This is a genomic window from Mycolicibacterium arcueilense, from assembly GCF_058536225.1.
This window is the reverse complement of sequence record NZ_JBZTYL010000024.1, coordinates 1-13,020: the sequence shown is the minus strand read 5'-3', so window position 1 is coordinate 13,020 and position 13,020 is coordinate 1. Positions and strand designations below refer to the sequence as shown.

Annotated in this window: 10 protein-coding genes and 2 pseudogenes; 5 read left to right on the top strand and 7 right to left on the bottom strand. The window is 62.1% G+C overall.

From position 1 onward, the window contains the following. Positions 1-54 precede the first annotated feature (54 nt). Entirely contained in the window at positions 55-1,284 is a 1,230-nt protein-coding gene (locus AC4LGL_RS23035) for an IS256 family transposase (RefSeq protein WP_491840795.1), read from the top strand. A 49-nt stretch (positions 1,285-1,333) separates the two neighbouring features. Here the strand turns inward: AC4LGL_RS23035 and AC4LGL_RS23030 are convergent, their stop codons facing one another. From AC4LGL_RS23030 to AC4LGL_RS23020, 3 genes are read right to left on the bottom strand one after another with little or no spacing between them, the layout of a single operon-like run. Then, on the bottom strand, positions 1,334-2,791 hold the full coding sequence (locus AC4LGL_RS23030; RefSeq protein WP_071289708.1) for a site-specific integrase: 1,458 nt from the start codon (positions 2,789-2,791) through the stop codon (positions 1,334-1,336). After that, positions 2,769-3,131 carry a helix-turn-helix domain-containing protein gene (locus tag AC4LGL_RS23025; protein WP_071289709.1) on the bottom strand — a complete coding sequence of 121 codons (363 nt, stop codon included), beginning with the start codon at positions 3,129-3,131 and terminating at the stop codon, positions 2,769-2,771. Before AC4LGL_RS23025 ends, AC4LGL_RS23030 begins: the two co-directional genes overlap by 23 nt. Then, on the bottom strand, positions 3,124-4,248 hold the full coding sequence (locus AC4LGL_RS23020) for a tyrosine-type recombinase/integrase (protein WP_071289710.1): 1,125 nt from the start codon (positions 4,246-4,248) through the stop codon (positions 3,124-3,126). Before AC4LGL_RS23020 ends, AC4LGL_RS23025 begins: the two co-directional genes overlap by 8 nt. 657 nt (positions 4,249-4,905) lie before the next feature. On the opposite strand from AC4LGL_RS23020, the gene AC4LGL_RS23015 reads away from it, so the two are divergent. The 3 genes and pseudogenes from AC4LGL_RS23015 to AC4LGL_RS23005 form a co-directional block, all read left to right on the top strand. Next, entirely contained in the window at positions 4,906-6,009 is a 1,104-nt protein-coding gene (locus AC4LGL_RS23015) for a tyrosine-type recombinase/integrase (RefSeq protein WP_232004317.1), read from the top strand. Beyond that, positions 6,006-6,359 (top strand): helix-turn-helix domain-containing protein, encoded by a 354-nt coding sequence (locus AC4LGL_RS23010; protein ID WP_043988411.1) that lies wholly within the window; start codon positions 6,006-6,008, stop codon positions 6,357-6,359. The genes AC4LGL_RS23015 and AC4LGL_RS23010 overlap by 4 nt, the downstream gene beginning before the upstream one ends. A gap of 142 nt (positions 6,360-6,501) precedes the next feature. Further along, a pseudogene (locus tag AC4LGL_RS23005) lies at positions 6,502-7,836 on the top strand (site-specific integrase); the annotation flags it as partial. A 631-nt stretch (positions 7,837-8,467) separates the two neighbouring features. Here the strand turns inward: AC4LGL_RS23005 and AC4LGL_RS23000 are convergent. The 4 genes from AC4LGL_RS23000 to AC4LGL_RS22985 form a co-directional block, all read right to left on the bottom strand. Beyond that, positions 8,468-9,688, bottom strand: a complete 1,221-nt coding sequence (locus tag AC4LGL_RS23000) for an MFS transporter (RefSeq protein WP_043988410.1) — start codon at positions 9,686-9,688, stop codon at positions 8,468-8,470. Positions 9,689-9,871: 183 nt separating this feature from the next. Continuing rightward, entirely contained in the window at positions 9,872-10,534 is a 663-nt protein-coding gene (locus AC4LGL_RS22995) for a nucleoside/nucleotide kinase family protein (RefSeq protein ID WP_043988409.1), read from the bottom strand. Continuing rightward, positions 10,534-11,061 (bottom strand): GNAT family N-acetyltransferase, encoded by a 528-nt coding sequence (locus AC4LGL_RS22990; protein WP_225330065.1) that lies wholly within the window; start codon positions 11,059-11,061, stop codon positions 10,534-10,536. Before AC4LGL_RS22990 ends, AC4LGL_RS22995 begins: the two co-directional genes overlap by 1 nt. Before the next feature lie 121 nt (positions 11,062-11,182). After that, positions 11,183-11,659: a GNAT family N-acetyltransferase gene (locus AC4LGL_RS22985; protein WP_157835606.1), complete on the bottom strand. Its 477-nt coding sequence runs from the start codon at positions 11,657-11,659 to the stop codon at positions 11,183-11,185. Between the two features lie 477 nt (positions 11,660-12,136). On the opposite strand from AC4LGL_RS22985, the pseudogene AC4LGL_RS22980 reads away from it, so the two are divergent. After that, positions 12,137-12,951: pseudogene (locus tag AC4LGL_RS22980) on the top strand (IS3 family transposase); the annotation flags it as partial. Positions 12,952-13,020 lie beyond the last annotated feature (69 nt).

The window sequence follows — 13,020 nt, the reverse complement described above, 5'->3', positions numbered from 1 at the left end:
CCTCGGGAAGGTGCGCCCACTTTCAGGCCGCCTCCTCGGGCCTCATCCACAGGTATTGATCATTGCTCGGCGCAGCTGGCCGCGCGGGCCCGCGCGGAGGGGTTGCAGCTGACCGGTGAGGGCGGGTTGCTCTCCCAGTTGACCAAAAGGGTGGTGGAGTCCGCGCTCGAAGGTGAGCTCGATGATCACCTGGGCTACGGCAAGCATGACGCCACCGGGCGTGACGGCGGCAATTCCCGCAACGGCCGTCGCGGCAAGACCGTGTTGACCGAAGCAGGACCCGTCGCGCTGGAGGTGCCTCGCGACCGGGATGGTTCCTTCGAGCCACAGCTGGTCAAGAAGCGTCAGCGGCGCCTGACCGGGCTCGATGATCTGGTGATCTCGTTGTCGGCCCGAGGATTAACCCACGGCGAGATCTGCGCGCACCTGGGCGAGGTGTACGGGGCGAGCGTGTCCAAGCAGACCATCTCGACGATCACCGACCGGGTGATCGAGGGCATGGCGGAATGGCAGTCCCGTCCCTTGGATGCCGTGTACCCGGTGATCTTCATTGACGCTGTGAACGTCAAGATTCGCGACGGCAACGTCGCGAACCGGCCGATCTACCTGGCGCTGGCGGTGACCGTGGAGGGCACCCGCGACATCCTGGGGTTGTGGGCTGGTGAGCACGGCGACGGGGAGGGGGCGAAGTTCTGGGCCCGGGTCTTGTCCGAGATCAAGAATAGGGGTACCCAGGACGTCTGCATGGTGGTCTGCGATGGACTCAAGGGCCTGCCCGCAGCGATCGAAACCGTGTGGCCGCAGGCGATCACCCAAACGTGCGTCGTGCATCTGCTGCGCAATAGCTTCAGCTACGCCTCCAAGCGGCACTGGCCGGCGATCGCCAAGGACCTCAAACCGATCTACACCGCGCCGAGTGAATCGGCCGCGTTGGAGGCGTTCGTGGCGTTCACCGACACTTGGGGTGATCGGTACCCGGCGATCACCAAGCTGTGGGATGGCGCGTGGGCCGAATTCGTGCCGTTCCTGCAGTTCGACAACAGTATTCGCAGCGTGGTCTGCACGACCAATGCCATTGAAAGCATAAATGCCCGGATCCGTAGAGCGGTCAACGCGCGGGGCCACTTTCCCACCGAGGCCGCCGCGCTGAAGTGCGTGTACCTGGCGGTCATGAGCCTCGACCCCACCGGACGTGGCCGCAAACGGTGGACCAACCGCTGGAAAGAAGCGTTGAATGCCTTCGACATCACCTTCGACGGACGCCTGTCCGCCGGACGAAAGTAGAACCACCACAACCAGTTACACCGTTAAGTTGACAGACCCCTGTCCGGTGTCAGTCGAGTCGTGTCGCAATGTATCGGGCGTATGTTGATGCCGATGCTCTCGCGTGGGCTTCGAGTGTCTGCGGGCTGTAGCCGAGTGTTTCGGCCAGGATCGCGATTGGCGTGGTCTGGGTGAGTTCATTGAGTGTGCCAAGGCGTGCTTCGAGGGCAGCGAGAACAGGTCGCAGATGGTTACGAAGGTGCGTCGGAGTGACGTGAGTTCCGGGTCCATACCCGCGAAATACCCAGGGCGAGTTGGGATGTGCAGCAGTTTGACCGTTGTAGTTGACTGCCGCGAGTAGTCGGATGGGCTCATCGAGCGGCGGCGGGATATCGATGGGCATGCCAGCCAGGTTGACGCTCACGGAGTCCGCTGTGATGGTCACCTGCTCCCAGGTCAGGGCAGCGATATCCTCGACGCGCTGAGCGAAAACGATGATCAAGATCGCGGCGAACCGGTCACGGGGATGCAGGGTCTGTTGATGTACGACGTGCTCGATAACGGCGTTCTGCTCGGTGATCGGTAGCCGTGGTGCGGTACCGCGCCGGTGCGGGGTCACCTCGAGATCCGCGGGGATCAGTTTGGTTTTGATGGCCCAACGGACGAATCGCAGAATGTGCTCCCGGGTAGTTGGTCCGGTGGACTGCCACAGGTCAATGTGCGCCTGGGTGACGTTCTCGACATAGGTGTCGTGTTCGGTGGTGAGCCAGTTGCAGAACTCGATCGTCACGGTCGTGGTCTGCTTGGCGCGCAGAAATGCTGAGTCGGTGACGGCGTCCATCGAGCGGAGCCGTCTTTCCAAGCCCCAGCGGATAAAACGGGCAATCACCTTGCGGTGCTCGTCCGTCAGGATGCGCTGTTGCGCGGTCGCCGCCCAGCCCAGGAACCGCGCTAACCGTTCGTCGCGCGCCGGCAGCGACTGATGAGCCACGAGGAGGCCGCGAACATAATTGGTTGTCCGGCCCGCCGGAAGCAGGTCAACAAGCTCATGGGTGAGCGTCGGATGGCACGCAAGTTCGCGCAGGACGCGTTCGACATGGCGTTGGCGGATCCAGGTCAGGCCGCTATTGGGGCGTTGCATTCCGGTGAGCGCATCAATGATGACCTGCAACTGCGAGGCGACCACGCCGGTGTCGGGGTTGGTCAGGAAGCGAGTAGCAGTCTCGCCGAGGACGCAGCGTTGACATTTGCCGCCGCTATAGAGTTCGGCCTCGTCCCCGCAGGCAACGCAGTCGACGTTGAGCGTGATCCCGGTGCATCGGCGGCACGCGGGCCGAGCATCAATGATCCCGGGGAGAACGCCCTGGTGGCCGCAAGCGCAGATCCCGGTGACACGTTTGGCGGCCTGGTAGCAATACCCGCAGACCGATTCGCCCGGCCAGTTCGCGACCACCATGTAGTGCCCGCCGCACCGGTCGCAGGGCACCGGCCACCGCTCGGGGTCGTCAGGTTTGCGCGGGCGGGCCATCGTCGTCCTGGACGATCCGAATCCGTTTGGCGACGGGGTTTCCCGGTTTCAGGCCGAGGTCACTGGGCCGTGGTGCGTTGGCAGTTTTCGCGGCTTGCATCTCGACGTACGGCTCGAACAGGTCGTTGGGCGTGCAGTCGAAGATGTCGCACAGGGCAGCGAACGTCCTTGACGGAATGCGTTGGGGTTCACCGGTAACCAGGCGATAGACCTGGGCGTCGGAGAGGTTGATTCCGCGCGATTTGAGCAGCGGTCGCAGCTCGGTGGACTTCCACAGGTTGTGGGCGGCCATCATCCGGCGCAGATGCCAGTGGAAGCCGATGCGGCGCTGTTCAGCCATCGGGCTGATCTTCCTCCATTCGGATGCGTCGAGCGATCATCTGTTGGATCGTCTTTTGTTTGAAGTCTGACGACACCGAGGTGTACAGCGAGGTGGTCGATGCAAATGAGTGCCCGAGCTGTTCCTGCACGAACAGTGGGTCGTAGCCAGCCTCCAGAAGGTGGGTGGTGAAGGAGTGCCGCAGTGCGTGCAGACTCAATTCTGGTGGCAGCCCGGCTCGTTTGCGAAATGCGGTGAAGGAGCGGCCCAGCGCACCGAGCGTCAATCTGGAACCACGCTCGCTGGGCCACAGCGCGGGGGAGCGGTCCGCGGTGGCGAACAGCTGGCGTCCCTCGCTGCACCAATATTCCAAAAGCTCGACAACCCAAGAGAATTCAGGCGATGTGAGCACCGTCCGCCGACGTGGCCCGGACCCTTTCGTGCCTTTGGCCCAGCGCACGGTCAGCGCGCCGTAGTTTCCAAAGCGGGGTACGTGTGGGTTGGGCCCGAAGTCCGTCAGGTCCAGCATGACCAGTTCGCGGCGGCGCAGCCCATAGGCGTAGCCGACCTTGAATGCGATCGAATCCCGCAGGGCCGTCACCCACCGCTTGGACGCTGTGCGGTGCGCTTCGTCGACAAAATCATCTACGACGTCAAATAGGTGCTGCAACTCGGCCTTGGTGAACGCTCGGCGGCCCGGTGGAACAGCATCATCGGTTGTGTGTTGCGGAGTGTTCCACTCGAAGCATATCTGCGACGGAACATCGCCAAACTGCTTCTCGCAGAATGCAACCCAGCCGTATCTACTGTCGCAGACGTACGAGCAAAACATCGAAATCGTATTGCTGTAGGTCCGCAACGTAGATAGCGCAATCGGTCTTTCCTGCGATCGGAATTCGGCCAGGAATTGGTCCACGTCAATTGGGCGCCACCGCCACGGATACTCGTTGGTGAACTCAACGAACCGGGCAATCAGTCGACCGCGCGTCATGATCGTGTCGACGGCCAAGCCTCGGGCCAGCATCTGCGCCCGCCAGCCATCGACCATCGCATTGAACACGGTCTCATCGGCACGCAGGAGCGAAACATCGTCGGCACGCAGGATGTGGGGAATGAACCCGGGCAGTTCCTCAGCCATGACGATGGTCGAACGATCTCGGCAACCGGCTTGGCGACGACTTGAGTTGCGATCCGAATAGTCTTGCCCTCGAACGCAATTCGTCACTGTGACGCAATAACCCCGGTCCACGCAGTGGCGGGGGCGGTGCCGCAAAACAACTCACACCGACCGGATGCCAGTGGTCGCTCGTTGAAGCTCGCAACGTCGTCACCTAACATCCGAATCAATCATTAAGTGATTGAAACTTACGTCGAGCTGGCCCGTTGCGCAAGACCCAAGGTCGATCAGGGGCGCTGCAGCGGCGACCGACACCCGTCACAACCAGGACAATCGAGCCAGTCGTCCAGGGGTGCAAGTTCTTTCACTAAATGAAACTCGCATGCCTTAAAGGCCGATAACGTATCTTACGTCAACCTAATCACTGCATTTTCATCCGATGAATCACGCAGCAATCGTGTGACTCTCGCCTACCGACCCGGTACCCATGGATGAAACAGCCTGGACACCAGGGGTTTTCGGTGGATGCGAACGAGTATGCATGACCCCCTCTCCGGCTGGCCGCCGCGACACGCATCGGCGAACGTTCGTTTTGCGATGGACCTACCTGCGGCGATGTGGTAATGATTCATTAGATGATTCAATGATGCATCAGATGAGACGTCCTGGGAGGCTGAATTGCCCGTCGACAAGAGCGGTCGCGTGGTTCTGGTCGGGTCAGTTCCGCTGCTGCATCCGGAGGCCCAAACCGTCGAGGACATGCTCGACGGCTGGCGCAACCAGCAACTGTGCCGCAACCTCGACCACGAGACCATCAGCAAGCGCATCGCCCTGGTGCGCCGCTTCATCGACCACTGCAACGAGTACCCCTGGGCCTGGACACCGGCGATGGTTGAAGAGTTCTTCGCCGATCTGCGCGGCATCAAAGGCCGGGCGCAATCGACCGTGCGCGGCTACCAGAACGGCCTACGGTTGTTCTGCTCGTACATCGCTGATCCGGACTACGGCTGGGATCGGGTATGCGAGCAGCGCTTCGGCACTCACCCTGCGCAAGTGTTCTTCGAGTGGAACACCGCTGCCCACGTCCAAGACAACGAGCAGAATCCGCTCAAGCGGCCCTTCACCAAAAAGGAGCTGCAGGACTTCTTCGATCATGCCGACGAGCAAGTGTCCCTGATTGCCAATGCCCGTAAGAAGGGCTGGCTGCCGGCTTACCGCGACTCGGTGATGTTCAAGGTGGCCTACTCCTACGGGCTGCGCTTCAATGAACTGCGACACCTGCAGACCGTCGACTTCTCGCGCAATCCGCACGCCGCCGAATTCGGGCGCTATGGCGCGGTTCTGATCCGGTACGGCAAGGCCAAAAAAGGCTCACCGCCGAAGCGGCGCACCGTGTTCACGGTGTTCGACTGGACACCCGAAGTCATCGCCGACTGGCTCACCCACGGCCAACCGTATATCGACGACAGCATTGACCTGTTCCCCAGCGAGCGCGGCAGCCTGATCGCTGAGACCACCCTGCTGCGCCGCTTCCGGCGCTACTGCGACGAACTGGATCTGCCGGCCGGACTGGATCTGCATTCGTTTCGCCGCTCGCACATCACCCACCTCATAGAGGACGGCTGGGACGCCAAATTCGTCCAAGACCAGGCCGGCCACGATGTCGCCAGCACCACATCCCTCTACACCGGTGTATCCAGCGACTACCGCACCCGCACACTGCGCCGCATGCTCGATCAGACCGTCAAAGATGCGCTCTCCTTCGGGGAAGAATCATCATGAAACGCGAAGTCGACTACACCTGGCGCCTCGCCGAGCTCATGGCCGCGCATGGCATGCACAACAGCACTGACCTGATCCCCCGCCTGGCCGAACGTGGCATTCAGCTCTCCCGACCCCAGGTCTACCGTGTTGTCCACCAACGGCCCGAACGTGTTTCGCTGCAACTGATGGCCGCGCTATGCGACATCCTCGGCTGTGGCGTGGAGGACCTGGTGACCGTCACTGCCACCGACGTCCGACGCCGGAAGACCGCATCCGGGGCAGCCGCTACCCCGCCGCCGAACGTGGTCGAACTCAACAAGTCGGTCCGGCCACGGCGGGCGCGGGTCATCACCGATGGCCCCGATTAATCCCAAGCCACGATCCAGGCGCCGCGGACGCCCACCCGTCACCACCGGTCACTACGAATGCAGCCGCTGCCATCGCAAGGCCAACACACTGCGCGTCTACTGGCCCGGCGATCAGCTGTGCCACAGCTGCTTCTACACTGCGATGCGCACCCACGGCATCTGCCCCAACTGCGGGCACGACGGCGTCCTTCCCGGCCGCCTCAACCGCACCGACCCACGGCCGGTCTGCCTGACCTGCGCCGCCATCCCCGGCGATTACGCCTGCCGCACCTGCGGCCACGAAGGCGAAATCCACCGCCGCGGCGAATGCGCACGATGCGCTCTACGCGACGACCTGTGCAAAATCCTGCTGCACCATCCCGCCGACCCGGCCGCCATGGAAACCCTCCTCGAAGTGCTCTGCGGCGTCGACCGGCCCGAAAGCATCCTCACCTGGAAGCGCAACATCCAGGTACTGCAGCTCCTCGGCGGAATCACCTCCGGCGCAATACCCCTCACCCACGACGGCCTCGACACCGCCGGCCCGGGCCGACACATCGAACACCTACGCAGCATGCTGGTGCACCACCACCTCCTCCCACCACGCGACGAACACCTCGCACGATTCGAACGCTGGCTCGCCACCAAACTCGACGCCATCGACTCCCCGACAGTGCGAGGACCCGTGGAGCAGTTCGCCACCTGGCACCACCTGCGCCGCCTGCGCAGCGAGTCCAAGCCCGGCCAAGGAACCGACGGACCCAAACGCGCAGCACAACAAGAGATCACCGAAACCATCAAATTCCTGACCTGGCTCGAGCAGACCCACGACCGCACCGCTTCAACCTGCAGCCAGCAGGACGTCGATGAATACCTGGCCTCAGGTCCGACCACCCGCCATTCGATCCGGACGTTCTTCGTCTGGGCCAAACGCAGCAAGATCAACACCTCAATCACCATCGAGCACCGACAAGCCAGAACATCCCCGACCATCACCCAAGACCAGCGCCTCGCGTGGCTCAAAGAACTCCTCACCGGCGACTCCGAGAGTCTTCCCTACCGGATCGCTGGAATCCTGCTGCTGCTCTACGCGCAGCCGTTGACGAAGATCGCCGGCCTGCAGACCACCGCTGTCATCCGGGTAGGCGCCGAGACCCGTATCGCGCTGGGCAAAGAACCCACCCCGGTGCCCGAGCCGTTCGCCTCCCAGCTGCACCATCACCTCTACAACCGGCCCAATCAACGCACCACCGGCGGAGCCATCGCCACGCCCTGGCTGTTTCCCAGCAGCCGGGCTGGCCGTCACCTCGACCCGCAATCAATCATGCATCGGCTTCGATGGCTCGGCATCGAGTTGCTGGGCTCACGCAACAGAGCCCTTCGCGAACTCGTATCGCAAATACCGCCACCGGTCGTCGCCGAAATGCTCGGCTACAGCGACCAAGTCACCCAAAAACACGCCGCCGAAGCCGGCAACACCTGGGCGCAGTACGCATCCGCCACCGATCGGAAGCACACTCCGACAACACCACCTGGACGAACCATGACGACCGACTCTCCGCAGGTTTGCCCCACCGACGACAAAGACGAACCGGACACGGATACCTCCGAGCCCACGTTGTTCGACCTCGATCCCCCGGTTCGGCCCTACGACGTCCACATTGAGTCACTAGGAGCCGCGGCGGCCGCATTCGACGACGCCCGCGGCGCGGTCCAGGTGGCCACGAACGCCCTCGGTCAGGCGCGCGCGACAGCTAAAGCAGCCAAAACGCAGCTCACCGACGTAGTGCTCCAGGCGCATCTGGCCGGCGTATCTTGGGCGAAAATAGGTGAGGCCCTGGGTATCTCGCAGCAATCGGCCTATCAACGCTGGGCTCGACGTTTACGCGAGGACGATAACGCGACAATTCACGATGTCGAGGACGGCGATGAATCCGAAATCCCGATCTCCTAGCTGACACCGTAAACGACCTCAAGCCGCACCCAAGCCGCCGATACCCATCGATGACTCCACGAGCCTTCCACGACCCCATCTCTGAGCGCCGATCCAGCAGACAGACCGATCGCACCGAATACAGCGGAATCACCCCACCGAGGCGCGACTTGCATTGGTGTGAGACGTATTCCACCTAGCTGCCGTGTCTTCGAAGCGCTGATGACGCGGCAATGGCCGCTGCGACCGCGAAACCAGCGACAGCGGTAGCGAGCGTGAATTGCTCACCGAAGGCGCCGATGCACAAGCCGCCCAGGACCGCTCCCAAAGCGCCCATCGTCTGATTAATGGAGCGCCTCGTGGCGTTCACGCGCCCGAGCAGCCGGTCCGGTGTAAGCGTCTGCCAGTAGCCCATCTCGTTGGCATTCTCGATGCCGGCTGCGATCCCTTGGAATCCCAACGCAACGAAAATCACTGCATCGCCCAAACTGGATTCAGGGGCGCAGGCCACGAGCAGCCACGTGATCGGGTATGCGGTGCGCGCCAGAATGATCACCCGTCCCACCCCTATTCGGTCACCGGTCGACGGTGCCAACGAGGCCCCGATCAGACTCGCGACACCGAAGACCGTCAATAGCATTCCGAATGCGTAGGGGGTGAACCCCATGGAGCGCAGGGCCAGCAGGGAAAGCGCTGTCATCGCTGCCCCGTTGGCGAGGAACCATATGTGTGTCGACACTGCCAGCGGACCGAGAGTCCGGTGGCGGTAAGTCCATTTCAGGCCTTCGCCGATCTCGTGACGGAGGTGGCGCGAGCGTGGTTCTGGTTGGGGTTCGGGGGCATGGACGCTCGCAATCAGCACAGCCTCGACGAGGTAACTGATCGCGTCGACGACGATGGCCGCGGGAGCGCCCAAGAGGCCCACGAGTCCACCGCCCATCGCCGGGCCGAGGGTTTGGGCGGCAGCGTCGGCCTGATCGAGACGCGCGTTCGCCGCAACCAATTGTCCCGTCGGTACCAGTCGGGGAAGCAATGATTGCGTGGCGGCGAACCCGAATACCGAGAACGCCCCGAACGCCAGCAACGCGACGACCAGCATCCACATCTGCAGACTGCCGGCCAACCACAGAACTGGAACCAGCCCCAGGCTCAGAGCACGCCCCACGCTGGCCCACACCAGCACAGGTTTGCGGCGCCAGTGGTCGACATACACCCCGGCGACAAGTCCAAGGGCCGCGTACGGAACAAACTGTGCGGCGTTGACCACGCCAACCTCGAATGGGCTGGCACCGAGCAACTGGACGACCAAGACGGGCATCGCGACCGCAGAGATCGCCGACCCGATGGAACTGAGTGCCGCAGCCACCCAAAAACGAACAAAAGCCGAGCGAGTACCTTCACCCGCACTATCCCCCACGACACCACTGTCTCACGGCGAACAGGCAGCTCGAGACCAGTCTAAAATACCTTTCGATCGGTAGGACTCGATATCTGGTCGAGAGCCGACACTGCTAACACCTTGCCCGTTCTGTGGACAAGCCACTGGGCCCCGATCACCTCTGAAGGCAGCGGGGGGTGCGCGTGCTCGCAGTTCGTTTGGTTACCCGCGGAGTACTACTGGCGATTCGTGGTTGCTGTTTGCGATCAGGATCGTCGCTCGATCCTGAGGCTTGCATTCTCGGAAGTAGCGGCGCTGCGCTTCAACATAGCGCCGCATGGTGGGATGGTCCGGGTCTGGGTTACTTCCATCTCGCAAGGCCATCCTTCGTGCGGTTTCGATGAAGGGAACATCGAGGAACACGGATAGGTCCCAGCTAGTGGCAAGCTCGTTGCGGTGCAGGAAGATTCCGTCCACCACGAGCACTGTGCCCGGGGCGGCCAGCTGCGGCTCCGGCATGAGAATCGTGTCAGTGGTGACGTCATGGCAGGCGGTGCGGTATCGCCGAGATCCGCCGGGCCGAAACGGGACAAGGACATCGGTATAGAACTGGCGATAGTTGTAGGAGTCTGACCAGAACCCCTCAGGCGAACTACGGCCCAGCCGGTACCGAACCTCGCGGGTGTTGTGAAAGTCGTCGAGTGATACTCGGACGACTGGTCGTTGTCGGTCTCGTAGAAGTTCGGCTAGTGCGTCCGCGAAATGGGTCTTGCCGGCACCGTCGGGCCCGTCGATCGCGATCCTCGGGCAACGCTGACCGTCGAAGACAGGAATCCGCGCCGCGACGAAGTCCAACGCATCCACTCGACCGAAAGCAGCGCTCATCACCGGCGGTCCTGCGTATCACCGGCCAGAAGCGCATGCACGTGCATGTCGTGCCAGCCGTCAGCGTGCAACGCAGCACTCCGCCGGATGCCCTCCACGCGAAACCCGGCCTTCTCCGCAACCCGACAAGAGGCGAGGTTGGCGACCGAATGCTCCAACCCAATCCGCTGGAAACCGACTTCACGGAATGCCCACTGACACAAAGTAGTAAGGGCTTGAGAACAGAGTCCTCGTCCACGCCACGCTGGCGCCATCCAGTACGCCGCTTCAGCTGAACCATCGTGCAAATCCACGCATTTGAGCGAAATACGGCCGGTCAATGAATCGCTGGTGCGGTCAACCAGCGCCCAATTCAACTGAGCCTCTGCAGTCCACCCGTCACGCCACTCGCTAATCCACTGGCGCGCTTCGTCCTCAGAATCGGCGCGCCGCACATGCCAGCGTTGGATCTCGGGGTCATTGAAGGCGTCCACGACCGCGCGAGCGTCAGACAGTCGCCACGGTCGGAGCAACGCAATAGAGCCCACCGACAACGACGGATGAGGAGACAGCGGATATCGCCGGCGGGATCAAAGTCGGCACACATGGCATCATCGCGCAAAATCCGAACCTAGACCAACGAGAACGCGGCATCCACGCGTAGGCCCTTCATCGCAAATCTTTGATCATAGCGATGCCGAGGGGTCCATTGCCTTGGCCCACCACGCGAAATCCCTTGCGCTCGTACAGATGTTTGGCCGGATTGCGAACATGGACATTAGTGCACATTGCTTCTGCATGTGGCGAAAGCTCGGCGAACAGTGCATCCAGAAGCAAGCCGCCGATGCCGGCTCCCCGCGAGCCTGGTGCGACAGCGATGCAGAGTTCCGGCAATGGCGACCCGGCCGCATCAGTGCGCAATGGCGGATTGCTATGGTACGTCCACACCGCACCGATAGCGATCGCGCTGTGATCCTCGGCAAGGATCGGCACGATGCCAACAGGTGGGAGCAATTCGAGCACTTCGCCGTCACCGGGGTCAGGAAGTGGCCAGTCTTCGATAATGCAGGCATGGCGGGCCATCTCGACGACGAAAGCGTGATCGTCAGCGGTCGCCGAGCGGAGTCGCACTCTGGACTGTGCCATCGGCAGATTGTGGCAGAAGTTCCCTGCTGCACGCATATCGATTTTTGACGAGATGGGATGTACGGGCGCGGCGCGAAACAGTCGCCAGCAAACATTCCGTGGACGGTTAACCAAGAGCCCAAAGGGCTTGCCAAGTGTGAGTCCATCACAGCTGCTGCCAGCCGCCCATCCCGAAACTGCCGACCCTATCGATATCAACAATCACCGGATTACGGCTGAATCGAATACTGAGGGTTACCAGTAAAGTACTCCTTTTTCACCAGATGAATCACGCTCATCCTCTGTCCGGTCTCATGTGATCTGGCAGGTTTCTCATTTGATCGGGCAGCGTACGACTTTGCCATTGAATCTCATTGAGGTTGGCAGACAAGCGTCAGTGTGCGCACATCCGAATGGGCTGATGGGGATCAGGGACTGCCCCCGGTTTGGTTGACTCCTGACCTGTGAGGATTCGTCCTTGCTGGAAGGATCAATCTCGTGCCGAAACCGTTTCCTGCCGAGTTCCGTGCTGACGTCATCGCTGTGGCCCGCAAGGGCGAGGCGCCGTTGCGCCAGATCGCGAAAGACTTCGGGATCTCGGAGGCCTGCCTGCACCGCTGGCTCAAGATCGCTGACCGCCAAGACGGTGTTGACCGAGCCGGGTCGCCGGCCGCCGCGGACGACGTGGCCGCGCAGCTGCGCGAAGCACACAAGCGGATCAAGCTTCTCGAACAGGAAGCCGAGGTGATGCGCCGCGCGGTCGGATACCTGTCTCGGGACGCCAACCCAAAATGATGTACCCGCTGGTCCTCGACCTTGCCGCTGACGGCGTGCCCGTCACGGTGACCTGCCGGGTTCTGGGGTTTTCCACCCAAGCTTTCTACAAGTGGCGCAAAGAACCTCTCTCGCAGCGGGATTGGGACGATGCGCACCTGATCAACGCTGCCCGTGATATTCATGCCGATGACCCTGCCTTCGGGTACCGGTTCATCGCCGACGAACTGCCCGGCCGCGGGATCACCGCCGGCGAAAACCGTGTCGCGCGGTTGTGCTCCCAGGAGCGCATCTGGTCGGTCTTCGCCAAGAAACGAGGTCTGAATCGTCGATCCGGACCACCGGTGCATGACGACCTCGTGGAGCGGCTGTTCAGCGCCCAGGCCGCCAACCAAGTGTGGCTGACCGACATCACCGAGCACCCCACCGATGAGGGCAAGCTCTACCTGTGCGCTATCAAGGACGTGTACTCAAACCGCATTGTGGGCTACTCCATCGACTCACGGATGAAGTCCTCGCTGGCGGTGGCCGCACTGGAGAGCAATTGTCAATACCTGTGGATCGGGGTGTTTCAGGCGACCTCCGTTTCGGTGTGTTGATCGCCGTCT